Source organism: Faecalibacterium prausnitzii (genome assembly GCF_049532945.1).
GTDB classification, from domain to species: Bacteria; Bacillota; Clostridia; order Oscillospirales; family Ruminococcaceae; genus Faecalibacterium; species Faecalibacterium prausnitzii_N.
This window is the reverse complement of sequence record NZ_CP186691.1, coordinates 1,192,300-1,217,467: the sequence shown is the minus strand read 5'-3', so window position 1 is coordinate 1,217,467 and position 25,168 is coordinate 1,192,300. Positions and strand designations below refer to the sequence as shown.

Here is a 25,168-nt window from a genome sequence, read left to right as displayed (position 1 = left end):
AAAACTCAATTTAACCTCAACAAGGTTTGTTTTTTCATCCATGCAAAATCTTCTTTGTACAACAGACTGTTAGATATAGCAAAAACGGCCTTTCAAAAACAGTTAACTTCTAAATCAACTGTTTTTTGAAAGGTCGTATCATCAGATTCTTATAGCAATCCAGCAAATAATCTCATAAATAATTGTCCCAGTCGCAAATATGCACTTCGTCCGGTTTGATATTGGTCTGTCACATCACGACATTCTCCCATCGTTCTTATCAGATCATTTTTTATTTCCACAACTGCCTGACAATCTGCCATAAAACAGCCGTTTTCAAAATGGTGATATAAACTTCGATAATCCAAATTAATTGTTCCACAAGTTGCCATACAGTCATCTGCCACACTCATTTTTGCATGACAGAAACCAGGAGTCCACTCATAAACACGAACACCATGTTTAACTAATCCATGATAAAAAGAACGAGTTACACTATAAATGAATTTTTTATCAGGGATACCAGGTGTGATAATTCTTACGTCTACCCCTCGCTTAGCAGCCAGACATAACGCATGCGTCATTTCATCTGTTATGATTAGATATGGAGTCATAAACCAACAATATTTTTCAGCTTTATTTATCATACTGATATAAACTTCTTCTCCGACCTGCTCATTATCCATAGGACTGTCTGCATAAGGCTGAACAAAACCTGTTTGCTGTGCTTTATAATCGTAATGAATAATGTATTTACTAAAATCAGTATCATTCGTAGCTTTTTCACTAACAGCATTCCACATTTCTAAAAATGTCACTGTAAGCGACTGAACAGCATCTCCTTCTAAACGAATACCTGTATCTTTCCACTGTCCATACGGGTGTGTGTAATTAAAATATTCGTTTGCTAGATTATATCCACCTGTAAATCCGACTTTTCCATCAATAACTGTTATTTTTCTATGATCACGATTGTTCAAAAACAGATTTAAACCTGGCATAAACGGATTGAATACACGGCAATGAATTCCTATTGTCTCCATTTTTTTCACAAAATCTGTGTTAATAAAGCCTATAGAACCCATGTCATCGTAGAATACTCTAACTTCCACACCGGCTTTTACTCGCTCTTCCAGAACATCTTGAATCTTATGCCATGCTTCAGCGTCTTCTATCGCATGATATTCCATAAAGATAAACTTTTGTGCTTTCTCCAAATCCTTAAGCTGTGCCTCTAATCCTTTCACTGCTTCATCAAAATACACAATATCCGTATTCTGATAGATTGGATACTGCGAATTTCTTTGTATGTAACTTGCTATATTTCCTGCTTTCGGAATTGTTTCTTTTATTCTGCTCAAACACTCCTGACTGTCCGGAAGCATTGGTAACAATTTGCTATCAATTTCTGCATACCGCTCACGCATTTTATGTGTGCCACCATTCAAACCAATCAACAAATACAGGCCTACACCCATAATTGGGAAAATTAGAATTAAGATGACCCAAGGCATTTTCATAGAGGATGTCTTATTTGATGCGTACAATCCCAAAACCAAGATCCCACTCAAAATCCTTGTAAATAAATTTATGACTTCTGCATATTCATTCAAGCGTGTTACGATAGTAATAATAAAAATCACTTCCAGAAGAATGCAGATTATGGAAAAACACAGCCGTTTTACCCCATTTTTTGTTTTTGCTTTGCCCTCTAAAGTATCTTGTTTCATATATATTCCGCCTTCCTACTTGCTCAGTTTTCTCCCTAAATTTCGTGGAACATACCAATTTTGTCTTTTATTCTCTGCATTTCATTACACCGGACTGGATAAGTTTGGTGCGGATGTCCTCATACAGTGAAATAATTTGATACTTACAAGTATATTCCAAATAGTCAGAATTGCAATAGGTAACCTGAGCTGTTTTCAACTGCCAATGCAAATCTTATTCGGTATGCCCGAAGATCGTCGCAAATGTATTCCTTCAATGGTAACAATCATGGAGATTAGTGTTTATCTGGAGATTACCAGAAGATAAATAGAAGCAGTATTAAAGCCGTTCACCACGCAGATTTTCCAGCGTGGCGAACGGCTTTTTTGCTGCCCCTATATTTACAGGTAGGAGGAATCGAAGAAGTCTTTTAATGTAATTCCTAAACCCTGACAAATTCTTTCAATCGTCTCTACGCTTAACTGCCCTCCCCGACGGGCGGTGGTTTGAATCGTGGAGTACGATATTCCGCATTTCTTTGCCAATACACATAGATTCATATCACGCTCTTGCATCAAATCCTGAACACGCTTGATCGTATCCACGAAAACCCCTCCCATCTTTTTAGTTCAAAACTTTTCCAACGATCTCAAATCTTTGCTCTGGAGATATAAGGATTGGCGAATATTTGGTGTTAAGAGAGACCAAAACCGGTTGGTTATGCACCACGCCATAGCTGTCGGTAAGGAACTCTGCTTGGGATTTGTCTGGGGTATGTTCGTCGTATTTTTTCAGATATCCACAGTCATCATATACGAATATCCCGATTTCCCCGCATTCAAGTTCTTCGCAGCGCTTCACCCATACAATCTGTCCGTTATGATAAGAGTGGAGCCTTTTGCAAGGCCCCGCTCTTATTGCTGCCGTTATGATGAGCAACTTGCCGCAGAAAAGCAGCGCACCGAGCGGGTGACCAAGCGCATTTTGACCAAGGAAGAAATGCCATCATCCGTTCCTTTATCGACTATGCCGGCAGTACGATCACAAAAAAACTGGAAACGCTGATGGCGGGTGGTTGCATCGTTGAGCGTGTGGATGAAAACCTGACCTATGATTATCTGCACGCCTCGGAAGATAACCTCTGGAGTACGCTGTATCTGACAGGGTATGGTCACGCATGCCGCCATAGCAGTCATATTGAAAGACATCCCGCCTGAAAGTGAAGGCTTTACTTTCAGGCGGGACTTTTTGTTTTTTATTATAAAGGCTAGTTCCTGTTCTTTGCGGAGATGGCCACACATTAAAGAACTTTGGCCCCATTGGCCGTCAACTTGAAGGTTGCTCCCAGCATATCGGCAGCCCCGCGGCACATCAGCATCCGCTGCAGGAAAATCTCAAAATATTCGTACATGCTGCAAATATCGGTGTCGATTTGCAGATTCAGCGAGATGACTTTTTTCTCGGTGTTGATCTTCAGGGTCTGGTCTGTGACCGCATAGTTGACCCGGTCATGGATGTCGAAGGATGCTTTGGGCTTTTCCCGCACACGGCTGCGGCGCACATCAGTCTTGTCGCCGATGATGAGTGCTGCCGAGATGGGATCCACGGCCCCGCCGGTGGATTCATCGTGGTTGGAAATGGCGGACACGATGGTGATGCGGTCCGGGACGCTCAGGTCATATTGCTTCAGAATCTCGTTGGCCAGTAGCCCGCCGTATTCGGCGTGACGGCTGCGGTTGATGGCGTTTCCGATGTCGTGCATATAGCCTGCGATCCGGGCAAGCTCGATGTCGTGCTCCGGATAGCCGAATTTTTTCAGGATGTGGGCGGCGGTCTCTGCCACCCGGACACAATGGGCTTGTGAGTGCTCGGTGTAGCCCAGCAGGCCTAGATTCTGGTTGCCTTTTTTCAGCAGTTCGTTGACTTCCTCATTGTGTTTGATGTCTTTATACGTCATGGTTCTCTGCCCCCGATTCATATATTAAAAGAAAGTATCTACTATTGTAAGATGATTTCGAGGCGGTTGCAATCAAATTGCGGTAAAATCTGTGTGCAGAAGCGATTTTACATATTCCAGACACATTCCTGATTTCTGATTTTACATTTGCACGGTACAATAAAAACGTTTGTATCATGCAATCCGAAGCATTCCGGTCAGAGAAAAGGAAGAGGAATATGGAAAACACCTATCATTGCTATGCAAACCGTGAGCTTTCGTGGCTGCGGTTCAACGAACGCGTTCTGGAGGAGGCAGAGGATTCCCGTCTGCCGTTGTGTGAACGGCTGAGTTTTTTGTCGATTTTCCAGAGCAATCTGGATGAATTTTTCATGGTGCGCATCGGCAGCTTGCAAGACCAGATGCTGCTGGACAAAAACGCACGGGAAAATAAGACGAATATGACCAGCGGCGAACAGATCGATGCAGCGCTGGCTTTTATCCACAAGCTGACAGCCCGCCGGGACGCTGCTTATAATGGTCTGCTGGAACAGCTTGCAGAGCAGGGGATCCGTCTGCTGGACTTTGCCCATATGGAGGAAGAAAGCCGTACCGAACTGGAAAAGCTGTTCCGGCAGGACTACCTGCCGCCGCTGTCCAGTTTCATCATCAGCAAAAAGCAGGCATTTCCGTTCCTGAAAAACAAGGGCATCTATGCGGTTGCGGTGCTGAGCACCAAGGCAGAAAAGAAGAAGATCGGCATTGTGCCCTGCGGCAATGAGATCTTCCCCGGCTGGTGCCGGTGCCGGGCCGTACTGGCTGCTTTATCCTGTCGGAAGAACTGATCCTGCACTTCCTGCCACTGCTCTACAAGGGCTATAAGGTCACCAGCAAAACGCTGGCCCGCATCACCCGCAATGCGGATATTGACGCCGACCTGATCTATGACGAAGACCTGAACTACCGGGATCACATGGCCGAAGTGGTCAAGAAGCGCAAAAAGCTGGCACCTGTCCGTCTGGAACTGAGCCGTGAGATCGACGAAGAAATTATCCAGTCCCTGTGCAAAAACCTGAAACTGGACCCCAAGCGGGTGTTTGAATACGATTCTCCGCTGGATCACTCTTTCCTGTTCCAGATCGAGGATCAGCTGCGCAGCCACACCGACCTGTTCTTTGCGCCCCGCCACCCGCAGCCCAGCCCTGCACTGGACGAGCGCAAGCCCATCATTCCGCAGATCCTGGAAGAGGACAAGTTGATTCACTATCCGTATGAGAGCATCCGTCCCTTCCTGCAGCTGCTGCACGAGGCCGCCTGCGACCCGGACGTGGTCTCCATCAAGATGACTCTTTATCGTCTGGCCAACCACAGCAAGGTGGTGGATGCACTGGTGGAAGCCGCCGAAAACGGCAAGCAGGTGGATGTTCTGGTGGAGCTGAAAGCCCGCTTTGATGAGGAAAACAACATCGAGTGGTCCCGCCTGCTGGAACGTGCCGGCTGTCATGTGGTGTATGGCATTGAAGGGCTGAAAGTCCACTCCAAGCTCTGCCTGATCACCCGCAAAACGAAGGAGGGTATTTCCTTCATCACCCAGATCGGCACCGGCAACTACAACGAAAAGACCAGCCGCCTGTACACCGACCTTTCTTTCCTGACCGCATCCAAGGAAATCGGTCTGGAAGCCACCGAAGTGTTCCGCGCACTGGATCAGGGCGAAACGGTGGATTCGGTCAAGAACCTGCTGGTGGCGCCTCATTGCTTACAGAACCGTCTGCTGAATCGGATAGACGGTGAGATCAAAGCTGCCGCCCGCGGCGAGGGCGGCTACATCGGCATCAAGATCAACAGCCTGACCGACAAAGTGCTCATCAACAAGCTCATCGAGGCAAGTCAGGCGGGCGTCTACATCGATATGGTGGTGCGCGGCATCTGCTGCCTGCGTGCCGGTGTCCCGGATGAGACCGAGAATATCCATATCATCAGCATCGTGGGCCGCTATCTGGAGCATTCCCGCATCTACATTTTCGGACAGGGAGAGCGTGCCCGGTACTACATCGGCTCGGCAGACTGGATGACCCGCTCTACGCTCCGCCGCGTGGAAATCGCGGCTCCGGTCACGGCTCCGGCTCTGAAGGCACGTTTGCAGCACATCTTTGACACGATGCTGGCCGACAACTGCAACGCCCGCGTGCAGCAGCCGGACGGCAGCTATGTCCGCCGGATGCCCGGTGCCGATGCCGTGGATTGTCAGGCACAGTTCTACGAGGAAGCCTATCAGGCCAACGTGCACTCCAGTCTGAAGTGAGATGCACTCGGATTTCACACAGATTTGACCGCAGCACGGTTTCTTCGACTGGATTTCGATGATACAATTTTATTGTAGAATGAAATCGCAGAAAGGGAGAATCCTATGGAAGATTTCTGGAAATCCGTGCAGACGATACAGGCAGAACGCGGGGCGGATTACCGCGCCTTCTCTTTGTTCAGTGCAACGCATTGGGCAGAATTGCTGGGAGCAGCGGCGGTCATTTTTCTCTGTGCGGTGATCTACTACCGCTGCAGGGAAGTGACCCGGCATCAGATCCTTCGCGCTGTGTTTGTCCTGATGCTGGCCGATGAGTTTATGAAGCAGGCCGTCCTGCTGTACACCGGTCAATGGAACGTGACCTATCTGCCTCTCCACCTGTGCAGCATCAACATCTTTGTCTGCTGGTACGATGCCATACACCAGAGCCGTTGGAGCAAGGAAATCCTTTATGCGCTCTGTATTCCGGGAGCAGTGGTCGCAATGTTGAGCCCCTCATGGCAGCGGCTCCCGGTCTGGAACCTGCTGCAGCTGCATTCCTATAGCATTCACGTTCTGCTGATCCTCTATCCGGTCCTTCTGCTTGCTGGCGGATTTCGCCCGCAGGTGCATCATATCCGCTGGGTACTGGCGTTTCTGTGTGCAATCGCAACGCCGATCTTTTTCCTGAATCGGCTGCTGAAAACAAACTTTTTCTTTCTCAATGATCCGCAGGGCAATGCGATTACTGCCTTTTTCGCCCACTGCTTTGGAGAACGTTTTTATCTACTGGGCTTTCTGCCGGTTCTTGCTGCAGTCCTGTTGCTTCTTTATCTGCCATGGTACAGGGCAGAGCGGCATCAACGTATGCTCTGTGCAAGAGATCAGGTTATAGCTTGAATGGCTCTGTGCATCAATTGAGTATCTTTCTTTTCTTCTTCGTCCCGTCAAAGTCTGCTGCTTTGACGGGAATTTTTTATATCTGATTTTACAAAGGGTTTACACCGGAATGGTGGCTGTCACAGGACGGACGTGCTATGATAGAATTCGAATTTTTGAAGTGAAACGATATTTTTTGATTGACATAACAGAATCAAGAGGACAGATCATGCAGAAAAACTATGTGCAGGAAATTTTGAACATCATTCATGGCAATATACCTCAGGCTGAACTGGCCGAAAAACTGTCGGATTACCATGAAAAAGATCTGGCGGATGCTTTGGAAGCGCTCATGCCTGCAGAACGCAAGTCGCTTTATCCCATTTTGGGAGTAGACAAAGTGGCTGAGATCTTCGCCTATCTGGACGATGCAGAGCCGTATCTGAAAGAATTATCCAGAGATGAGGCTGCAAAAGTTATTTCCAACATGGACTCGGACGATGCGGCAGATGCGCTGGAAGACCTTGACGAGATAGACAAGGGTGAAATCGTCAACAAACTGGACAGAGATTCGATTGAAGACGTAAAGATGCTGCTTTCTTATAGCGAAGATGAGATCGGCAGCAAAATGACGACGAATTATATCCGCATCAAAAATGATATGACCATCCGGCAGGCTATGAGTGAGCTGGTCAAGCAGGCCGGGGAGAATGACAACATCTCTGTGTTGTACGTGGTGAATGAAAATGAACATTTCTATGGTGCAATCGACTTAAAAGATTTGATTATTGCACGTGCAGAAGATCCTCTTGCGGAACTCATCGTTGGGTCTTACCCCTACGTTACAGATCGGGAAAAAATCAGCGACTGTATCGAGCGCATTGTGGACTATGCGGAGCGCAGTCTGCCGGTGCTGAATGAGGCAGGCAAATTGATGGGTATCATAACATCGTCCGATGTGGTGGAACTGGTTGACGATGAGATGAGCGATGATTACGCAAAGCTGGGTGGTCTGACCGGCGAGGAAGATTTGAGGGAAAGCGTTTTTGAAAGTGTGAAAAAGCGTCTTCCGTGGCTGACCGCTCTGTTATTTCTTGGAATGCTGGTTTCCTCGGTCGTTGGCGCATTTGAATCGGTGGTAGCAGTGCTTCCGGTTGTGATCTGTTTTCAGTCTATGGTGCTGGGTATGGCGGGAAATGTCGGCACGCAGTCATTGGCCGTTACGATTCGAGTTCTGGTAGACGAAAATCTGACGGTATCCAAGAAATTTCAGCTGCTCTGGAAAGAAGTCAGAGTTGGATTGCTGAATGGTACGATTCTGGCCGTAATGGCGCTGAGTTTTCTGGGATGTTATATCCACTTTTTCAAAGGCTACGCTTGGAATACGGCACTTCTGCTGTCTGGCTGTGTAGGCGCATCACTTGTTGTCGCCATGGTCGTTTCCAGTCTGGTGGGCACATTGGTTCCGATGCTGTTCCATAAAATTCATATTGATCCGGCTGTTGCTTCCGGACCATTGATCACGACGATCAACGATTTGGTAGCGGTTGTCGTTTACTATGGCCTTGCAATGGTGGTGCTGATTGATCTGTTCCATCTTGCCTGACTTTCCTCTGGATGGGCTTATTTTCGGATATTTATATCTTCATGAAATCCCTGCTGGATCTTAAGGTTCAGCGGGGACTTTTTGTTGCCAAACTTTTACATGAGATTTACGCCACTGGGATAGTTTGCACAAATCCTTCGTGCTACCATAGAGCAGGTATCAAAAGTAGGAGTGCAAAATATGGAGATCAAGCTCGTTCATGTTACAAAATCCTTTGGCGCAAAGCAGGTGATCCAGCCTACCAGCTTTGTCATTCAAAGCGGCAGCCTGACCACATTGCTGGGACCTTCCGGTTGCGGCAAGACCACCCTGTTGCGGATGATCGCCGGACTGGAAACGCCGGACAGCGGTGAGATCTGGTTTGAGAATCGCTGTGTGTTCTCCTCGGAAAAGAAGATCAATATCCCGCCCGAAAAGCGCGGCCTTGGCTTTGTGTTTCAGGATTTTGCCCTCTGGCCGCACATGACTGTCTTTGAAAATGTGGCTTTTGGCCTGCGGGCGGCTGGCAAGACGGACAAATTGGACGAAAAGGTGAAAAATGCACTCCACGCTGTACAGCTGGATGATTTTGCCCAGCGGTATCCTCATCAGCTGTCCGGCGGTCAGCAGCAGCGTGTGGCATTTGCCCGCGCGATCGTCATTGAACCGGCCTGCATCCTGTTTGACGAGCCGCTTTCCGCACTGGACGCACTGCTGCGGGAAGAGATGCGCTCGGAACTGCGGACGCTGATCACCAAGTTGGGCATTACCGGCGTGTTTGTGACCCACGACCAGATTGAGGCCATGAGCATGAGCGATGCAATTGCGGTCTGTCACGCCGGAAAAATTGAGCAGTATGATACCCCGGAAAAAATCTATTCCCATCCGGCAACGGAGTTCGTGGCACGATTTGTAGGCTCTTCCAACTGGCTCGACCAGAATCATCTGTTCCGCCCGGAACAGGCACAGACGGTTCCCACCGAGCAGGCCGAAAAATACGATGCCGATGTCACGGCGGTGCAGTTCCTTGGCAGCAGCTACCAGCTACAGCTGAACCACAACGGACAGGACTGGACATATATCAGCCCCCGACGGGTCTCGGTGGGCGAAAAGATCTCGCTTTATCTGCCCCGTAGTGCCATCGTTGCCGTCTGAATCAGCTTCCTGCCGCAAGGTGCGGCTTGATGATACATCATTGGAAATGAAAAAGGAGAATCCTTATGCGTAATTATAAAATCAGCCGTCGTAATTTTCTTGCTGTGGCGGGTACTCTGACTGCCGCTGCCGCCTTGACCGCCTGCGGCGGCTCCGCAAGCAGCACGGTTGCTTCCAGCACAGCTTCTTCCAGCGTGGCAAGCGATAGCACTCCCGCTGCCGCATCCGGCACCGGCAAAGTGACGGTCTATATGCCTTCTCCGGCTGGTCTGGCCGATAAGCTGGCCGAGGGCTTTACGGCAAAGACTGGTATCGAGGTAGAGCAGTTTCAGGGCACTACCGGCGAGATCCTCGCTCGTCTGGAAGCCGAAGCCGCAAACCCTGTGGCCGATGTAGTGATTCTGGCTTCCTGGTCGGATGGTCTGTCCATGAAAGCAGATGACAAGCTGGAAAGCTACACCCCGGAAAACGCCGACCTCACCGTGGACGGCTGGCTGGATGACGACAGTGTGCTGTTTGGTTACAGTGCATCCGCTGTGGGCGTTATTTATAACACCACGGTGTTCTCCACGCTTGATGCCGACTGGAAAGACCTTGGCAACGCAGAGTATAAGGATCAGCTGGCCATCCCCGACCCGGAAAAGTCCGGTGCCTGCAAGGACTTTGTGGCAGGCTATGTGGTCAAGAATGGCTGGGATGATTTTCAGGCTATGGCCGACAACGGTATGACGGTCCCCGGCGCAAACAAGGCTGCACTGGAAGCTGTCACCACCGGCGAAGTGGGCATCCTTGTGGCCGGCGTGGACTACAACGCCTATTCTTCCAAGAATAAGGGCGAGCCGCTGGACATCTACTACCCGGCAGGCGGCACCATCGTGAACCCCCGCCCGGCAATGATCCTGAAAACGGCTCCCAACATGGACAATGCCAAGGCATTTGTTGATTATCTGTTCAGCGATGAGGCACAGCAGCTGGTGGCAAATGCTTATCTGCTGCCCGGCCGCACCGACATCAAGTGCGACAAGCGCAGCAATCTGGAGGATATTCCTCAGATCACGCCCGATTGGGACAAGATGATGGCGGAAGCCAGCGATGATGCCGCAAAGATCAACCAGATCTGCGGTGCCAGCAACGGGTAACGCTCCATGAAACAGACGAATCGTAAGGCGGATCTTCCGCTGCTGTTGCTGGCAGTGGTGTTGATCTTTCTGATTGTCTGTCCTGTGGGAATGATTTTTGCCAAGGCGGTCATGCAGAATGGCCGCCTTGACTTTTCTCCCGCTGTGCAGACGCTGTTGAACCCGGAAAACGCCCACATGATCGGCAATTCGCTGCTGTTGGGTGTGCTGGTGGTGCTGCTGTCTACTCTGATTGCCGCACCGCTGGCCTATCTGTTCTCCCGGACAAAGTTTGCCCGCTACCGTGTCTTTGACATCCTCTTTATGATCCCGTTCATGACGCCGCCCTACATTGCCTCCATGGGCTGGATCTTATTTATGCAGAAAAAGGGGCTTTTGCAGCAGCTGATCCCCGCAGCTGCCGGGTGCGAAAAGATCTTCTTCACTCTGGGCGGTTTGGTGCTGGTGATGAGCCTGCACGTTTTTCCGTTCATGCTCACCATGCTCAAAAACGCCATGCTGAATATCCCCTCCAGTCTGGAAGAGGCAGGTGCTGTGTTTGGGGCCGGATTCTCTGCCCGGATGCGCAAGATCTTTCTGCCGCTGCTCTCCGGCAACTACGCCATCAGTGCGCTGCTGGTGTTTGTGAAAACGCTGTCTGAATACGGCACGCCTTCTACGCTGGGCAAGCGCATCGGGTTTGAGGTGTTTACCACCGAGATCCACCGCCACGCCACCGTAGCCCCCATCGACTTTGGCAGTTCAGCCACGCTCTCCTCCGTGCTGGTAGGCATCTGTCTGTGTATGTGGATGCTGCAAAATTACATTACCACGCGCAAAAGTTACAATTTGGTCAGCGGCAAGGGTGCCCGCCGCGTAGAGCAGTCCATGGGCAAAGGAGCCACCGTCGCTGCGTGGGCATACATCGTTCTGGTGCTGCTGATTGCAGTTGGGGTTCCGTACTTCTCGGTCATTTCCACATCTCTCATCAATCTCCGCGGCTACGGTCTGGCACCGGGCAACTTTACCATCGCACATTATGTAGAACTGTTCACAGAGAACGAAAAGGGATTGAGTGCTCTGAAGAACAGCGTTTTTCTTGCGGTCACTTCGGCTACCATCTGTGCAGTGCTGGGCACTCTGCTGGTATTGGCGGTGCGGAAGTCGCACTCCAAACTGCGCAAGGTGGTAGAAGCCATTGGTCTGCTGCCGGAAATGCTGCCGGGTATTGTATTGGTCATTGGAATTATGCTATTCTGGAACCAAATCTACAACATCCTGCCGCTGTACAACACTATGGGCATCATGGTTCTGGCCTATGTGGTGCTGTTTCTTCCCTATACGGTGCAGTACGTCACTTCGTCCTTTACCCAAATCAGTGACAGCCTGATGGCGGCAGGACAGGTGTTCGGCGGAAGCCCGGTTTACATCCTGCGGCGTATCACCCTGCCGCTGATCCGGCAGGGCATCGCCACCGGCTGGATGATGACCTTCATCATCGCTTTCCGGGAACTGGTAACGGCAAGTCTGATCGCTCCGCCCAACACACTGGTGGTCTCCACCTTTATCGTGCGGGAATTTGAGCAGGGCAGCGTTTCGGTTGGCATGGCGATGGCGGTGCTGTGTGTGTTGTTTTCGACCACGGCACTGCTGATCTTGAACACGGTGATCGATCATCGGAAGGTGCATTGAGATGGAACTTTTTATTGCCGGGGGCTGCGGCGAACATGGCCGCAACTGCTTTTATGTGGAACAGAATAGTGCTGCTTTTCTGGTGGATTGCGGTCTGCTGGCTGGCGCAGAGGACGACCTGCCCCGGCTGAATGCAGAGCAGATTCAAAAACTGCGGGCTGTCTTTCTGACCCACAGCCACGCAGACCACACCGGGGCGCTGCCGTGGCTGGCGCAGCAGGGGTATCAGGGGCCGGTCTATGCTACGCTGCCTACTCTGACCCAACTGCCCTTTTCCTTGAATCATATCCAAACGCTGGAAAGTCTCTGCCCTTGCAAAGGCTCCGGCTCTGTGCCGGAACTGCCCGGCCTGCAGGTCACATGGGGGCGTTCCGGGCACTGCGCAGGCAGCGTCTGGCTGCGATTTGAATGGAACGGAAAGAGTATTCTCTTTTCTGGCGACTATGCAGAGCACAGCCCGCTCTACCCCTGTGACCCGCTGCGGAGCCAGACGGCAGATCTGGCCGTTCTGGATGCGGCTTACGGCAGCACGGACGCAGACTGGAACACTTGCGTCAAAAAACTCTGTGTGGAGACCGTGCAGTGCCTGAAACAGACACAGCTCCTGTTCTTCCCGGTGCCGAAATATGGCCGAGGGCCGGAGATCCTTCTGTTGCTGAAACGCTTTGCACCGAATCTGAAATTTTACGGCGATGCGCATTTCCTTCGTCAGCTACAGCAGATCCAGCTGGGTGGACCGTGGCTGTTGCCTGTGCCGCCGCATTTTGCGGACTGGGTGCAGCCGGATGCTTTCCTCAGCCGGGAAAAAAGCGTTGTCTTTCTCAGCGGACCGCAGCTGGCAGGAAAAGCCGGGCAGCGCGCCCGCGAAATGGTGGCGCACGGAGCACACGGCATCATGACAGGCACCCCGGATGCGGGCAGCCTGAGCGCAGAAATGCTGAAAAACGGGCAGATGCTCTTCCTGCGGTATCCGGTGCATCTGGATGCAATGCAGTGCCGGGAGCTTGCGGAAAAGAATCAATTTGGCCGGGTAATCCCATATCACAGCCCGGAGATTGATTGCCCGTGTTTCTTTTTGCTATAATTGTTGCTATGATCGTACTGGCCGATTTGCTCCATCTTGTTTATTAAAAACAAAAAACAGGGTGCGCCCACCCGGACGTACCCTGCCAAAAGCCACAGACAAGAATGATATGTACAGCAGGGAGTTCCTCAGCGGGAACTTCCTGCTTCTCTTTTCCAGCAAGATGAACCTGTTCCACCTGCCATGCAGCAAACTCACGCTGGCCTTCCTCGCTGTTCCAGCAGACAAGGATGGCTGGGTAGAATGCCCGTGCCAAACGATTGATGACTTCATCAGGGTAAATGAGGCACGCTTCGATGGCAGTGTATAAATCGTCAAATGCGGACAGGCTATCCATGATTTTAGCACTCCCGAACTTCGTACTTTTTATGCGACGAGAAGGCTTATGTTTTTTGCGTAGTACAGTATAATAAGCAAAAGTTTATTGTGTGAAAGTGAGGAGCGGCGGCGGATAATATTCTGAATACTATAACCGCCCACCGTAAAGAACGCAACTGGTCACTTTATGATTTAGCAACTCATACAGAGATGAAATCGACCACTATTTCCACACGGTATAATGACAATACGATCCCGTATATTCCTTCAATAGTAATGAGCATGGAGAATAGCGTTTATCTGGAGGTTGCCAAAGGATAAATAGAAGCAGTATTAAAGCCGCTCACTGTGCAGGTTTCCAGCATGGTGAGCGGCTTTTTACTACAAATATGAGGAGTCGAAAAAGTCCTTTAGTGTGATTCCCAAACCCAAACAGATTCTTTCAATCGTCTCTACGCTTAACTGCCCTCCCCGACGGGCGGTGGTTTGAATCGTGGAGTACGATATTCCGCATTTCTTTGCCAACACACACAGATTCATATCACGCGCTTGCATCAAATCCTGAACACGCTTGATCGTATCCACGAAAACCCCTCCCATCTTTTTAGTTCAAAACTTTTCCAACAACCTCGAATCTTTGCTCTGGAGATATAAGGATCGGCGAATATTTGGTGTTAAGAGAAACCAAAACCGGTTGGTTATGCACCACGCCATAGCTGTCGGTAAAGAACTCTGCTTGGGACTTATCTGGGGTATGTTCATCGTATTTTTTCAGATATCCGCAGTCATCATATACGAATATCCCGATATCTCCGCATTCAAGTTCTTCGCAGCGCTTCACCCAGATGGAACAAAGCTTGTTGAAGTATTTATGCCGAGGGATATCGTAATCGATTCTGCTCTTGCGGCAGACAGATGCACTGGATGCCGGAATTTCACAATAGCGCATGAAGCAGCACATCAGATTTTGGCTGATCTGTTTCCGAACGACTACGGAAAAGCAGTCAAGTGCCGTGGGCACATTGCCTATCGGGAGAGAAACGGAAAGGCCTCGTGGGAAGAATGGCAGGCGGATACCCTTGCAGCAGAGCTGCTGATGCCAACATTTCTGATCAATGCCGAAATAGAACGTGTGGCGTTGACTCTGCCAAATGGGATTCTGTACAAATCAGTGTCTGACCCTAACTATGAAAAAATTCTGGAGATGGCTCGACGGATTAGGGTTTCTTGGTCTGCAATCAGGATCAGACTGCAGCAGATGCAGGTTATAAAAGGCAAACCCATCCACTGCCATCCATTGGACATCATGCGATTTGGAGAATGAATATGATTCAGTTAAAGAACCGTCCCTTTGCCGGTAAAGCACCGACTACTACACAGCAGGCAGAATTTAGCATCGGCTGGAGGTTTTGTCCTGTTTGCGGTAATAAGCTATACAAAAAAATTGATGGGTGTTCCGGTACACTGCAAGTAAAATGCAGTAAGTGCAAGGAGACCCTGAGGCTTGATCTGGCGTTCAGACGCCGGTGATTTTCCAGTCATTTTAACAAATACGGGTGCATTGCACCCTGAATATGGACTGTTCGCTCCGAGCAACGGGCCATTGCCGCAAGGCAATGAATGAAACGCGCTCCAAATAGCCGGGCAACAGCTGATTGAGGAATTTTCTTTGAAGGTCCCTCAGTTGGCTGTTGTCCGGCTATTTTTTTAGCCTTCAGGAAGCCTGCTCCCGTAAAAAGGAGCAGGCTTTATGTTTGTCCGTTTTTCGTGGATGCCCCAAGCGGCTAGATATCCGTAGCAACTCCGAGTTTTTGACTTCTCACGCTTTATCGAAAATTTGGAGGTCACACATGAGTTTTGATCCGAATGCTATTGGTAACCGTATTTTTACTTTGCGTACAAATGCGAAGTTATCGCAGGAAAAACTTGCTGAAAAACTTGGTGTTTCCCATCGACACCTCGGCGATCTTGAAAGGGGAAGCTCCAATGGCTCTGTAAAAATCCTGATCGATATTGCAGAATACTTCCATGTCAGTATGGATTATCTTCTTTTGGGTCGAGATCCTTCTAGGGATCAGTTTCAAAATGAACTGCAAGCCGCTATAGATCATCTTGAAAAAATCAAAGGTCTTTTATAATCACTTCAACAAGAAACGCTCCTGCCGGTTTTACACCGGCAAGAGCGTTTCTTGTGTTATTCAAAAATATCGGCAAGGGTAAGCAGCTGTACTTCTCCGCGTTCCTGTGCCTGAAGTAGTCCGTCCGTAAATCCGCCTTTCGAGAAAATGTAGTAGTGGTAGTTTGTTCCCTCCCCAAAGTGTATTTATCGAATTTATATACTCGTAAGTTAGTTTCTTACGAGTATAATACTTCATTTCTTACATAAAGTCAGGAAATATATTTTTGACGGCTCATCGAGAAACAGGAACGATACTTCCTATTTTCCTCAAAAATTGTGAACTCTGAGTTCCTGTTCATTTCGTTCCGCATCGGTTACAATACAGCCATAGCTTCGGCAAGCGTTCAAAGCAGCCCTCAAGCTATCCCGCCCCTTGAAAATTGAACACGCATTCTTCAGTCACGTTCCTGTGATGATGAGCCACGTCCGTAACAAATGCGATGATCTCCCACTGAGGGAATGAGCGGTAGGTTGACGGTAAATGGATGACAGCTTCTCCATAGCTAAGAGCCATCACAGAATAATGATACTTCTGCCTTCGGGCAGCTCGGTGAGAACCACGGAGAGGTGAGAACCCTATGGATTCGGTACGCTGCCGGACGGCTGAAAGATTTCCCACACGAAAACAGAGTTTTCGGTTTCCGGGGATGTCGGGGACAAATACGGAAAGGTATAGAACTATAAATCACAGCAATTTGCTGTTTGAGATAGTAGGGTGGGCTGTGCGAGCAGCCCACTGTTACATATACGGATAGAAAGGAGAAATCCAAATTGGCCACACGAGGTAAAAAAGAGAAAGAGTATCCGCCTATGCCCGCAAACTGGATGTACAAGCGCGGGGATGTCTACATGATGGATCTGAATCCTTACAGCGGTTCCGAGCAAGGCGGCATCCGACCTGCCATTGTTGTCCAAAACGATGACGGTAATTTTTATTCCAATGTTCTTCTGGTCGTTCCACTGACAACACAGATCAAAAAGCGAAATATGCCAACGCATTTTATTCTGCACAATCGTTTTTTGAGTGCGCCATCTATGGCGATTTGCGAAAGCCCGCGCCCCGCAGATAAATCCAGAGTGTTAAGCTACCTTGGGCACCTGTCCAAATATGAAATGCGGCAAGTGTCAGTGTGTCTGCAATACAGCTTTGGGTTCATTGGATACAAGTCATTCCGAAAATACCTTACGGCTCCTCCGCAGGAGGATGTTCTCGCCGCTGCAAAAGAGCTGCTCTCCCAGCAGTTTCAGAATCTTCGGGTGCTGAACAGTCAGCCCCCTGCTCTCGCCAAGCACACAAAAGGCGATCTACATAGCATTGAGCAGATATCGGAAAGGATGCTCTCCACCCCGACGGAATCTTCTGTTGAGTTCATGGTTGCAGAACTGGATGATGCGCTTCAATCGCTTATGTTCCGCTGGAATATCTGTTATGAACGGTATTCCACTTTCCGCTTATCCGATAACGAAAAGAAGAAAATCGGTTCGATTATCCAATCAGGAATTGATTTTCTGCAAAAAAAGAAGGAGGTTCCTTTATGATGAACGCAGTTGTAAAACCTTACCATGAAATGTGCCTGAACAGCAGTGAGCTGATCGTGCCGCGCGACACTTATCAGCGTGCTCTTCACCCCGCTCGTGTTGCCCGTATCGCAAAAGAATTTGACGAGCGGGTTGCCAATGAGCCGAAGATCAGCTTCCGGGATGGTCACTACTATGTGATGGACGGGCAGAACACCATCGCTGCCCGGAAGTTCCTGAACGGTGGTGATGATCTGCAGATTCGCTGCAAGGTCTACTTTAACATGACCGAGCAGGAAGAAGCCCTCCTGTTTGCACAGCAGACAGGCATTTCGGAACGGCTGAGTGCAGGGCAGAAGCTCCGTGCCCTGATTTTTGCAGGGGAGCCTGCTGCCGTTGCATTTCAGCAGGCCACCGAATTGGCTGGCGTTCATCTTTCTTTTGAAGAAGGCCGGGGCAAGCAGCGGATCAGCTGCATCGCAACCGCCTATCACGAATTCATCCGGCTTGGTCCTGAACTGTATATCGAATCCCTTGATGTTTTGCTGAATGCGTGGGACGGAGAACCTGATTCCATGAGTTCTGCAAATCTGCTCGGCATCTGCCGCTTTGTAGAACTGTACCACTCCGAATACAGTAAAAGCCGTCTGATTGCCAAACTGCGGCAGGTCGATGCATTCACGATTTTTCGCCTTGCACGAACCGCAGGCGTAAGCCTTCCCGGCAAGACGAAGTACCTTCAGCAGGTCTATACTATTTATAATGGTGGCAGCCGCCGGGCTGCATTGCCGCTCAAGTTTTAACTTTAAGTATATTTAACGAGGTATTATCCAATGATTATCCATGAAGAACCTTCGCCCAACTCGGTTTCCTCCACTGTTTCCACAGCAAAGGACAGCCGCTGCTATACCGTAGAAGACCTGATGGAAATGCTGCTCCTGAGCCGTCCCACTGTCTACCGTCTACTGAAGCAGAACGAATTTCGCTGGTTCAAGGTAAGCGGCGCTTACCGTATTTCCAAAGCCAGCTTTGAAGCATGGCTCAATGATGGCACTGTTGAACGCAATCCTGCTGTTTGACATCCTCAACATTTCACGCGAAATCTGCTATTCTTTAGCCGGGACGAGAAATCCCGGCTAAACTTTTACATAGATAGAGAGGTGTCTTTCATGGATGATATGCGGAATACTTCGGCTCCCTTATACGGAAAAGCTGAACCTGCCACTACCAAAACCACCATGTCGGTTCGTGAGATGCGGCAGCTTCTCGGCCTTGGCAAAACAGACAGCTATTGGCTGCTTCATAAGAATCTCTTTGAAGTCATTCTGATAAACGACAAAAGGCGTATCGTTATTTCCAGCTTTGAGAAATGGTATGCCAATCAGGTCAAATATCATAAGGTCAATGGTTCGCCACCGGGCGAGGAACTTTGCAAACGGTCCTATTCCGTTCCTGACGCCGCCGAGATATTGAAGGTGAAACCCGAAACGATCTATACACTCATCCGACAGGGCAAGTTGAAAACAGAAACGGCAGACTTCTGTATGAGAATTCCCAAAGAGGACTTTGAGCGGTGGTACCGATCACAAAGTCGCTACCGCACAGCAGCCGACCGTGAGCGTGACCGGGAGATTGAAGCGCAAACCATCTCCATCCCGGAAATGGCAAAACTACTCGGTATCCCACGCAAGAATGTTTATGGGATTCTTGATTGCAAAAAATACCGAGATTGTTTCGTCATTGAGCGCGTGGCCGACAGGCCGCGCATTACCAAAAAAAGTTTTAAGGCATGGCTTAAAAGCCAATCTACATACCAACTTCAAAAACCGAAAAAAGAAACGCATGAGGAGCCGCCGCTAAAACTGCAATGTCCCAAGAATGGGAAATACTACAGTTTTCAGGAAATTCAGGCTTTTTACGGAATCAGCCGCCCAACACTTGACTCGTGGGTTCTCAAAGAAGGAATTCCAACGATGAAGTTGGGAAGGGTAAAACGCATCCAAAAAGATGCTTTCGATGAAGTTCTGAAGTCCAAACGTAAAGTAGAGGAGGATGTATAATGGCTAGCATTGTCAAACGCAATAACCGATACTGCGTTGTCTATACCTACAAACACACTAATGGAACGCTAAAGCAGAAATGGGAAACCTTTACCGACCTTGCAGATGCCAAAAACCGTAAGAAAGAGGTCGAATACAAAGAATCCGTCGGTACCTTTGTGGCACCCCAGTGCCGAACTCTAAAAGACCTGCTTAAAGAATACGTCACCCTGTACGGAAGAACCAAATGGGCACTTTCAACCTATCAATCAAACACTGCACTGATTTCAAACTACATAGAACCGCTTATCGGCTCAATGAAGCTGCAAGATCTCACCACCCGCGTAATTGAGGGATATTATCAGCGGCTGCTTAAATACGAAGCCGTTGACCCTATGTGTGGAAAGCGTCAGCATCAATACGTTTCTCCCGGCACAGTTCGTTCGGTTCACAAAATTTTGAGAAGTGCCTTTGAGCAGGCCGTAAAGTGGGAACTTATGGAAAAGAATCCCTGTATTTATGCCACCTTGCCCAAATACACTGCAAAGAAGCGTGATATCTGGACTGCCGAGACCCTGTTCCATGCCTTAGAAGTCTGTGATGATCCACGGCTCCGGCTTTGCATCAACCTCTCCTTCTCTTGTTCCCTGCGCTTAGGGGAATTGCTCGGTCTGACATGGGATTGTGTGGATATCTCCCCCGAAAGCATTGAAGCCGGGCGAGCCTCCATTTACATAAATAAGGAATTGCAGCGTGTAGATATTGCTTCGCTGAACGCCTTGGAAAATAAAAATGTCATCACTCGTTTTCCCTCGCTGAGTTCCCGCTGCACCACGGTCCAGGTTCTGAAAAGCCCTAAAACAGACAGCAGTATCCGAACCATTTTTCTCCCCAAAACAGTTGCTGAAATGCTTGTCCACTATAAAGCCGAGCAGGACATGACAAAGGACGCACTGGGTGCAGAGTATGCAGACTATAATCTCGTGGTTGCCGGCCCGCTGGGAATGCCGACCGAACAATCCACCATTAACGGTGCATTGAAGCAGCTGATTGAGGAAAACGATCTCCCCAAAGTGGTTTTCCACAGCTTCCGACACTCCAGCATTACATACAAGCTCAAGCTGAACGGCGGCGATATCAAAGCCGTGCAGGGCGATTCCGGTCATGCACAGGCTTCGATGGTCACCGAGCAGTACGCACACATTCTGGATGATGATCGGCGTTTGAACGCACAACGATTCGACGATTTCTTCTATCAGCATCATGGTGCAGAGCCTGAAGTCCTCCCTCGCGCAGAGCAATCCACTCCCAAAGCCAGTCCCGTCGATACAGATGCGGCAGCAGCTCTTGCTAAACTGCTGGCTGACCCCTCTATGGCTACACTCATTAAAAATCTTGCAAAGAACCTATAAGCCTCTATACATAAACAGCGGCAGTTTTCCGTATATGGAAAACTGCCGCTATCTGTTTTAGGATGATCCCGTTTCTTTGTGTTTTTTCGCCTTAGCTTCCTCTATGTCCATCTTCAGCTGATGTGTAAGCTGTTTTACATAATCGAGTGAAACTTCATAGCCTTCTGCGATTTTTTCTGCCGGCATCCCATCAAGGATACGGGAGATCACAATGTTCTGAGTGGCTTGTTTTCTCGACTCTGCAATCATTTCCTCAATAGAGGGGCAATGTTTATTATGCATCCAATTCAAGTAATCCAAGCGTTCAGCTTCTATCCGCGATAGAAGCCTGACTGCATAGAAATTGTCATCTACCTCGAAGCGAACTTCCTCTCCGGGTTTGACTTCAAGTTTTTCCAGAACCGCATCTGGGAGTTTTACAGTTCCATCTTCACCGACTACAATATTAAATTTCTTTTCCATCGCACACTCCTAAAATCACGCAAAGTTCCTTGCATCCAGTGCCTTTACTCCCGTAAGAATACCATAAGCCCCTTCCTTTTACAAGACACTGCGCATTTCCATTCGCACTGTTACATAGACCAGAGTTTTCTCGCAGAAAGCTCTGGTCTTTTTCTATTGAAAACATTTGTCCATCACACCAGCTACGGCTGTATGGTCTGGTTCACGAATGCTAAACAAGCAAATATCCGTAGGGAAACGTACACTTCCCAGCTAATGAAAGGTGGGCATTTTACAATGAACCTTCCACTTTTCATTAGCTCTGCTAATTTTCTGCTAATGAAAAGCCTTTTACTCGTTTTATTTCGGGGTTTGTGTTCTTTACTCAGATTGACAGCGCAACAAAAAATCAATTGATAAAACGTTACTTGTTTTACCTACTTTTGCCTAGGATTTATGGCTTCAGCCCCTACTCCTAAGCCTGAGGCCCCCGGTTCGAATCCGGGTAGGGACATCCTTTTAAGAAAATGCGAAGGTCATTTTTCCATGTGAAAGACGATCTTCGCATTTTTCATTTTGAACCGATCACCAAAATCAGCCAGCGAATGCCATTAGCAGAATTTTCGGTTCCAGCTAATAAAATCAGGTTTCCAGCTAATGAAGCCTCATAAAGCGCCTTTTGAACCCTGTTTTCTGGCTCTCTGCTAAGATTGGTAAACGCTTTCCTGTAAATCCATGTAAATACAAGATAATCTGTGTGAATCTATTTTCCACCTTTCTGCTGGAAGCCGTGTAAAACACTTTTCTCCATATTCCTTCAATGGTAACAATCATGGAGATTAGTGTTTATCTGGAGATTACCAAAGGATAAATACCAGCACGCATTCTACCGCAGTGAACTTCAGAAACACGGAATCATTCAATCCATGTCCAGAAAAGGTAACTGCTATGACAACTGTATTATGGAGACCTTCTTTGGTAGATTGAAAAATGAAATGTTCTATGGTTTTGAGAAAGATTATCCTTCCTTTGAAGCATTCTCCAAAGCTATTGTTGATTATATCGACTATTACAATAACAGCAGGATTCAAGCGAAAACAAAATGGATGCCTCCCTCTAAATTCAGGGAAGCATCCATGATGGAAGCTTAATTATTCAATTTTGAACCGGTGTCCAGAAAACCGGGTACATATCATTTCATAGAAAGCTCTTTTGCATTTTCACAGTCCAGCTGTAAATATTTTTTTCCGTCTTTTTGGAAAAGCATGCTGCTTTGTTCCATAAATACCCTCCTTGCTGCAAGTAATAAAACCATCTCTATATGGTGATATTCTCAGAATTTCATCTGTCTGCATATTCTGGCACCATTGACATAAATGTCATTTGCCAGTTCTGTAACAAGCCGCATATCCTGCCAGGTTTCACACTTATTCCCCATAAAAGTAATGTTATCAAAATGGACATCATGGACACGTACTTCTTCTGTCGGTGTCTGATACCCCCGGATCATGGAGACCGGGATATCTCCGTTCAGCACCTGGATATTATCAAAATAGATATCATTAATCTCTCCTTTGGCAAGCTGTTCCGTATATCTGCAGAGCAGAACCTTAATATCGAACAGTTTCTGTTCTGCCTGCTCTACTCTGATATTTTTATAATGTATATCATGAACATGGCCGCCATCTGCCTGATGGATGGAAAGCGCCGCACCACCCATGTTTCCTTCATACTGGCAGTGTATAATATCACAATCCTCAAATACTAGGTCGTGGATTTCGCTCTGGAGGGCATAACCAAGCTCTATGGCATTACCGGGTTCTGCATTCCAGATCACGTTATTGTGAACACGCACTTTTGTTACGTCACGTACCGTTGACGGATCTTCAAACAATCTTTGGGATTTGATGCAGATACTGTCGTCTGTGGAACGGATAAAGCAATTTTTTACCTCTACGTCCTGGCTGCTCGTAATATCAATACCGTCTCCCGTTACAATCCTCGACATAATATTCATATCATCAATCACAACATGGTCACACGCCGCAGGAACTACATGCCAGGAAGGACCGTCTACAGCAGTAAAGCCTTTTAAGAGTACATTATTACACCACTTGGCATAGATAAAGAAACGGTCTGCATTACTGTCCGGCAGATGCCAGCAGGCTCCGTTGATAATTCCGTTTCCTACAATGGAAATATTGTCACAATGGTCTGCGTATACACAACCTGATACAACAGCACCTTCCTCTATGTAAACCGTATCATTGGACTTTAAGGTAAGAACTCCTACATTATATACCTTGCCCTTTTCAAAGCAGATGGTGGTATCTGCCGGCTTCTCAATCCTGTGCGAGCAAAGCACAAACAATGCATCATGAAGACCACCATCTGTCTCTACAGTAAACTTTCTCGGTTCATCAAGATGGATATGGACTGTTTCTCCTTTTACAAAAGGAACTATGCCAAAGCTGGACGGACGGATTTCAAGTTTTTCATATGGTGTATGGATTGAAATCTCCAGATCATACGCTTCGTTATCTACTACTACAACATAGTCAAACGAATCTGTATGGTATACCACACGCTCTGTTCCATTGCAGGTAACACTGTATTTTGTTGATTTTTCCAATTCATCTACAGATTTTAAAATAAATCTCGGTTCCTTGACCGGGTCCGGATTAGGATAATAAATCAAATCATTTTCAAAATCCTTCATATCTCTTTTCTCCTCAAGTGACACAAGTCTCGGAAGCTGACTTTTTTGCGTTCCAGTGAGAACACCATATCTGGAGTACGTTCAAAAAATCCCATATCACGCCGCCAGCTTGTGCTGCATTTGCAGTGGAACAGACCAATGAACTGCTGCTTCATTTTACGTCCGCAGTTCGGACAGATCCGCTTGCTGGCTCCCATAAAAGTTTACTGGAGCTTGGCGATAATTTCATCAGCGGACATACCGCTGGCAAGTAGCTTTTTCAATACGGATTCCGCTTCGGCCTTTTTGGATTCTTCTGCGGCCTTTTTTTCGGCTGCAACCTTTTTTGCCTCTGCTTTAGAAAGTTCCTTTACTGCAACCTTCAAAGCAGATTTTTTACTTTTCAACTGTTCCTTCAGTGTGCTAATGTTGTCAGACAGTGCGGCAATCTCGGTTTCAATTTGTTCCTTGGCTGCGGTCTTTTCAGCAACAATAGCCGCATAGTCAATATTTGCTTTCTTGGTACGCACTGCATTCTTGCTTCCTTTTGGTCTAGCCATAATAGTCCCTCCATCTAGTATTGGAATTTAGCTAATATAAGTATATTCTTTCGGTCTCGAAATGGCAATACTTTCTTAGACAACAAGAGCGGAGCCTTTTGCAAGGCCCCGCTCTTATTCATAGAGAAAACCACAAGCTATGCTTGTGGAAGAAAAGAGCCGTAGCGTCGAAACGGTAGAAAAAGAACCTCCTTTTGCTATAATTAGAAGCGGGTAACGCCAACCGCATAGGGCCTTTGGTTCGGCCTACTTTTTGGAGCTGGGCCTCTCGTGCCAGCAGCTCGAACAGAATATCCCGGCCCTCTTCACCGACCCCGCGTGCGGCCATGTGCTGCGGGCGAAAGGTTTCGTACAGGACGAGAACGGCTGGGTGGAGCTGAACGCCACCGCCGACGGCCTGACGGCAAACGCTATCCCCAAGGGGCAGAAAGTGCTCATCGTGATCGGGGAGAGGCTGGAGAAAGAACGGATTGAGGTGAGATTAAAGGGGTAAGGCGGATCCCCCGTATATCGTTGTATCTTTCCATAAATAGTTTGTCTCCCGCCCAAAGTAGGCGTATAATAGGGGAAAAGAAACGCTA

General features: G+C 48.1%; 24 protein-coding genes and 2 pseudogenes. 16 read left to right on the top strand and 10 right to left on the bottom strand.

The features are described 5' to 3' along the window. Positions 1-149 precede the first annotated feature (149 nt). The 4 genes from cls to ACNQFG_RS06070 form a co-directional block, all read right to left on the bottom strand. Complete coding sequence (gene cls / locus ACNQFG_RS06085) at positions 150-1,709, bottom strand: cardiolipin synthase (protein ID WP_113992749.1); 1,560 nt, start codon at positions 1,707-1,709, stop codon at positions 150-152. A gap of 381 nt (positions 1,710-2,090) precedes the next feature. Further along, positions 2,091-2,294 carry a helix-turn-helix domain-containing protein gene (locus ACNQFG_RS06080; RefSeq protein ID WP_223386064.1) on the bottom strand — a complete coding sequence of 68 codons (204 nt, stop codon included), beginning with the start codon at positions 2,292-2,294 and terminating at the stop codon, positions 2,091-2,093. Between the two features lie 321 nt (positions 2,295-2,615). Continuing rightward, a complete protein-coding gene (locus tag ACNQFG_RS06075) occupies positions 2,616-2,885 on the bottom strand; it encodes a hypothetical protein (RefSeq protein ID WP_207686083.1) in 270 nt (89 codons plus the stop codon). A 104-nt stretch (positions 2,886-2,989) separates the two neighbouring features. Then, entirely contained in the window at positions 2,990-3,646 is a 657-nt protein-coding gene (locus tag ACNQFG_RS06070) for an HD domain-containing protein (RefSeq protein WP_015536750.1), read from the bottom strand. Positions 3,647-3,822: 176 nt separating this feature from the next. Here ACNQFG_RS06070 and ppk1 point away from each other — a divergent pair. The 7 genes and pseudogenes from ppk1 to ACNQFG_RS06035 all read left to right on the top strand — a co-directional run bounded on the left by ppk1 (position 3,823) and on the right by ACNQFG_RS06035 (position 13,422). After that, positions 3,823-5,930, top strand: a pseudogene (gene ppk1 / locus ACNQFG_RS06065) (polyphosphate kinase 1). 105 nt (positions 5,931-6,035) lie between these two features. Continuing rightward, positions 6,036-6,809 carry a TIGR02206 family membrane protein gene (locus tag ACNQFG_RS06060; RefSeq protein ID WP_423406340.1) on the top strand — a complete coding sequence of 258 codons (774 nt, stop codon included), beginning with the start codon at positions 6,036-6,038 and terminating at the stop codon, positions 6,807-6,809. A 208-nt stretch (positions 6,810-7,017) separates the two neighbouring features. Continuing rightward, positions 7,018-8,394: a magnesium transporter gene (gene mgtE / locus ACNQFG_RS06055; RefSeq protein WP_423406339.1), complete on the top strand. Its 1,377-nt coding sequence runs from the start codon at positions 7,018-7,020 to the stop codon at positions 8,392-8,394. Between the two features lie 180 nt (positions 8,395-8,574). After that, entirely contained in the window at positions 8,575-9,528 is a 954-nt protein-coding gene (locus ACNQFG_RS06050) for an ABC transporter ATP-binding protein (protein WP_112115029.1), read from the top strand. A gap of 65 nt (positions 9,529-9,593) precedes the next feature. Next, positions 9,594-10,667, top strand: coding sequence for an ABC transporter substrate-binding protein (locus ACNQFG_RS06045; RefSeq protein ID WP_423406338.1), 1,074 nt, complete (start codon positions 9,594-9,596; stop codon positions 10,665-10,667). Between the two features lie 6 nt (positions 10,668-10,673). Next, positions 10,674-12,338: an ABC transporter permease gene (locus ACNQFG_RS06040; RefSeq protein ID WP_423406337.1), complete on the top strand. Its 1,665-nt coding sequence runs from the start codon at positions 10,674-10,676 to the stop codon at positions 12,336-12,338. A gap of 1 nt (position 12,339) precedes the next feature. After that, a complete protein-coding gene (locus tag ACNQFG_RS06035; protein WP_112115026.1) occupies positions 12,340-13,422 on the top strand; it encodes an MBL fold metallo-hydrolase in 1,083 nt (360 codons plus the stop codon). A 43-nt stretch (positions 13,423-13,465) separates the two neighbouring features. On the opposite strand, the gene ACNQFG_RS06030 is transcribed toward ACNQFG_RS06035, so the two are convergent. The 3 genes from ACNQFG_RS06030 to ACNQFG_RS06020 form a co-directional block, all read right to left on the bottom strand. Then, entirely contained in the window at positions 13,466-13,759 is a 294-nt protein-coding gene (locus tag ACNQFG_RS06030) for a transposase (protein ID WP_423406336.1), read from the bottom strand. Between the two features lie 362 nt (positions 13,760-14,121). After that, the gene (locus ACNQFG_RS06025; protein WP_255658672.1) at positions 14,122-14,295 is read right to left on the bottom strand and encodes a helix-turn-helix domain-containing protein; all 174 of its coding nucleotides are present in this window, start codon (positions 14,293-14,295) and stop codon (positions 14,122-14,124) included. 49 nt (positions 14,296-14,344) lie between these two features. Next, positions 14,345-14,689, bottom strand: coding sequence for a hypothetical protein (locus ACNQFG_RS06020; protein ID WP_423406335.1), 345 nt, complete (start codon positions 14,687-14,689; stop codon positions 14,345-14,347). An 18-nt stretch (positions 14,690-14,707) separates the two neighbouring features. Here ACNQFG_RS06020 and ACNQFG_RS06015 point away from each other — a divergent pair, with 18 nt between their 5' ends. The 7 genes from ACNQFG_RS06015 to ACNQFG_RS05985 all read left to right on the top strand — a co-directional run bounded on the left by ACNQFG_RS06015 (position 14,708) and on the right by ACNQFG_RS05985 (position 20,888). Beyond that, on the top strand, positions 14,708-15,064 hold the full coding sequence (locus tag ACNQFG_RS06015; RefSeq protein WP_423406334.1) for an ImmA/IrrE family metallo-endopeptidase: 357 nt from the start codon (positions 14,708-14,710) through the stop codon (positions 15,062-15,064). Positions 15,065-15,590: 526 nt separating this feature from the next. Beyond that, entirely contained in the window at positions 15,591-15,878 is a 288-nt protein-coding gene (locus ACNQFG_RS06010; RefSeq protein WP_005928332.1) for a helix-turn-helix domain-containing protein, read from the top strand. A gap of 812 nt (positions 15,879-16,690) precedes the next feature. Next, on the top strand, positions 16,691-17,458 hold the full coding sequence (locus tag ACNQFG_RS06005; protein ID WP_249253779.1) for a type II toxin-antitoxin system PemK/MazF family toxin: 768 nt from the start codon (positions 16,691-16,693) through the stop codon (positions 17,456-17,458). Continuing rightward, positions 17,455-18,240 carry a DUF6551 family protein gene (locus ACNQFG_RS06000; RefSeq protein ID WP_005928324.1) on the top strand — a complete coding sequence of 262 codons (786 nt, stop codon included), beginning with the start codon at positions 17,455-17,457 and terminating at the stop codon, positions 18,238-18,240. The genes ACNQFG_RS06005 and ACNQFG_RS06000 overlap by 4 nt, the downstream gene beginning before the upstream one ends. A 30-nt stretch (positions 18,241-18,270) precedes the next feature. Further along, on the top strand, positions 18,271-18,516 hold the full coding sequence (locus tag ACNQFG_RS05995; RefSeq protein ID WP_423406333.1) for a helix-turn-helix domain-containing protein: 246 nt from the start codon (positions 18,271-18,273) through the stop codon (positions 18,514-18,516). Between the two features lie 90 nt (positions 18,517-18,606). Next, entirely contained in the window at positions 18,607-19,497 is an 891-nt protein-coding gene (locus ACNQFG_RS05990) for a helix-turn-helix domain-containing protein (protein WP_005928318.1), read from the top strand. Next, positions 19,497-20,888, top strand: a complete 1,392-nt coding sequence (locus tag ACNQFG_RS05985; RefSeq protein ID WP_112090681.1) for a tyrosine-type recombinase/integrase — start codon at positions 19,497-19,499, stop codon at positions 20,886-20,888. The genes ACNQFG_RS05990 and ACNQFG_RS05985 overlap by 1 nt, the downstream gene beginning before the upstream one ends. 57 nt (positions 20,889-20,945) lie before the next feature. Here ACNQFG_RS05985 and ACNQFG_RS05980 read toward each other — a convergent pair whose 3' ends face one another. Next, positions 20,946-21,350: an AbrB/MazE/SpoVT family DNA-binding domain-containing protein gene (locus ACNQFG_RS05980; protein ID WP_015536742.1), complete on the bottom strand. Its 405-nt coding sequence runs from the start codon at positions 21,348-21,350 to the stop codon at positions 20,946-20,948. A gap of 884 nt (positions 21,351-22,234) precedes the next feature. Between ACNQFG_RS05980 and ACNQFG_RS05975 the strand changes: the two are divergent. Then, a pseudogene (locus ACNQFG_RS05975) lies at positions 22,235-22,480 on the top strand (transposase); the annotation flags it as partial. Between the two features lie 182 nt (positions 22,481-22,662). Here ACNQFG_RS05975 and ACNQFG_RS05970 read toward each other — a convergent pair. Together ACNQFG_RS05970 and ACNQFG_RS05965 are read right to left on the bottom strand one after the other, a co-directional pair. After that, the gene (locus tag ACNQFG_RS05970; protein WP_249253956.1) at positions 22,663-24,048 is read right to left on the bottom strand and encodes a glycosyl hydrolase family 28 protein; all 1,386 of its coding nucleotides are present in this window, start codon (positions 24,046-24,048) and stop codon (positions 22,663-22,665) included. 203 nt (positions 24,049-24,251) lie between these two features. After that, positions 24,252-24,587 (bottom strand): hypothetical protein, encoded by a 336-nt coding sequence (locus tag ACNQFG_RS05965; protein WP_423406332.1) that lies wholly within the window; start codon positions 24,585-24,587, stop codon positions 24,252-24,254. A gap of 253 nt (positions 24,588-24,840) precedes the next feature. On the opposite strand from ACNQFG_RS05965, the gene ACNQFG_RS05960 reads away from it, so the two are divergent. Then, entirely contained in the window at positions 24,841-25,080 is a 240-nt protein-coding gene (locus ACNQFG_RS05960) for a hypothetical protein (protein WP_423406331.1), read from the top strand. The last annotated feature ends 88 nt before the right edge of the window (positions 25,081-25,168 follow it).

Bases quoted from the DNA above. Each gene is read 5' to 3' on its own strand.
- ACNQFG_RS06020 (WP_423406335.1), bottom strand. From the start codon at position 14,689: ATGCGCTATTGTGAAATTCCGGCATCCAGTGCATCTGTCTGCCGCAAG.
- ACNQFG_RS05990 (WP_005928318.1), top strand. From the start codon at position 18,607: ATGGATGATATGCGGAATACTTCGGCTCCCTTATACGGAAAAGCTGAA.
- ACNQFG_RS05980 (WP_015536742.1), bottom strand. From the start codon at position 21,350: ATGGAAAAGAAATTTAATATTGTAGTCGGTGAAGATGGAACTGTAAAA.
- ACNQFG_RS05965 (WP_423406332.1), bottom strand. From the start codon at position 24,587: ATGGCTAGACCAAAAGGAAGCAAGAATGCAGTGCGTACCAAGAAAGCA.
- ACNQFG_RS06070 (WP_015536750.1), bottom strand. From the start codon at position 3,646: ATGACGTATAAAGACATCAAACACAATGAGGAAGTCAACGAACTGCTG.
- ACNQFG_RS05995 (WP_423406333.1), top strand. From the start codon at position 18,271: ATGATTATCCATGAAGAACCTTCGCCCAACTCGGTTTCCTCCACTGTT.
- ACNQFG_RS06050 (WP_112115029.1), top strand. From the start codon at position 8,575: ATGGAGATCAAGCTCGTTCATGTTACAAAATCCTTTGGCGCAAAGCAG.
- ACNQFG_RS05970 (WP_249253956.1), bottom strand. From the start codon at position 24,048: ATGAAGGATTTTGAAAATGATTTGATTTATTATCCTAATCCGGACCCG.
- mgtE (WP_423406339.1), top strand. From the start codon at position 7,018: ATGCAGAAAAACTATGTGCAGGAAATTTTGAACATCATTCATGGCAAT.
- ACNQFG_RS06010 (WP_005928332.1), top strand. From the start codon at position 15,591: ATGAGTTTTGATCCGAATGCTATTGGTAACCGTATTTTTACTTTGCGT.
- ACNQFG_RS06040 (WP_423406337.1), top strand. From the start codon at position 10,674: ATGAAACAGACGAATCGTAAGGCGGATCTTCCGCTGCTGTTGCTGGCA.
- cls (WP_113992749.1), bottom strand. From the start codon at position 1,709: ATGAAACAAGATACTTTAGAGGGCAAAGCAAAAACAAAAAATGGGGTA.
- ACNQFG_RS06030 (WP_423406336.1), bottom strand. From the start codon at position 13,759: ATGGATAGCCTGTCCGCATTTGACGATTTATACACTGCCATCGAAGCG.
- ACNQFG_RS06060 (WP_423406340.1), top strand. From the start codon at position 6,036: ATGGAAGATTTCTGGAAATCCGTGCAGACGATACAGGCAGAACGCGGG.
- ACNQFG_RS05985 (WP_112090681.1), top strand. From the start codon at position 19,497: ATGGCTAGCATTGTCAAACGCAATAACCGATACTGCGTTGTCTATACC.
- ACNQFG_RS06000 (WP_005928324.1), top strand. From the start codon at position 17,455: ATGATGAACGCAGTTGTAAAACCTTACCATGAAATGTGCCTGAACAGC.
- ACNQFG_RS06045 (WP_423406338.1), top strand. From the start codon at position 9,594: ATGCGTAATTATAAAATCAGCCGTCGTAATTTTCTTGCTGTGGCGGGT.
- ACNQFG_RS06025 (WP_255658672.1), bottom strand. From the start codon at position 14,295: ATGCAAGCGCGTGATATGAATCTGTGTGTGTTGGCAAAGAAATGCGGA.
- ACNQFG_RS06035 (WP_112115026.1), top strand. From the start codon at position 12,340: ATGGAACTTTTTATTGCCGGGGGCTGCGGCGAACATGGCCGCAACTGC.
- ACNQFG_RS06075 (WP_207686083.1), bottom strand. From the start codon at position 2,885: ATGACTGCTATGGCGGCATGCGTGACCATACCCTGTCAGATACAGCGT.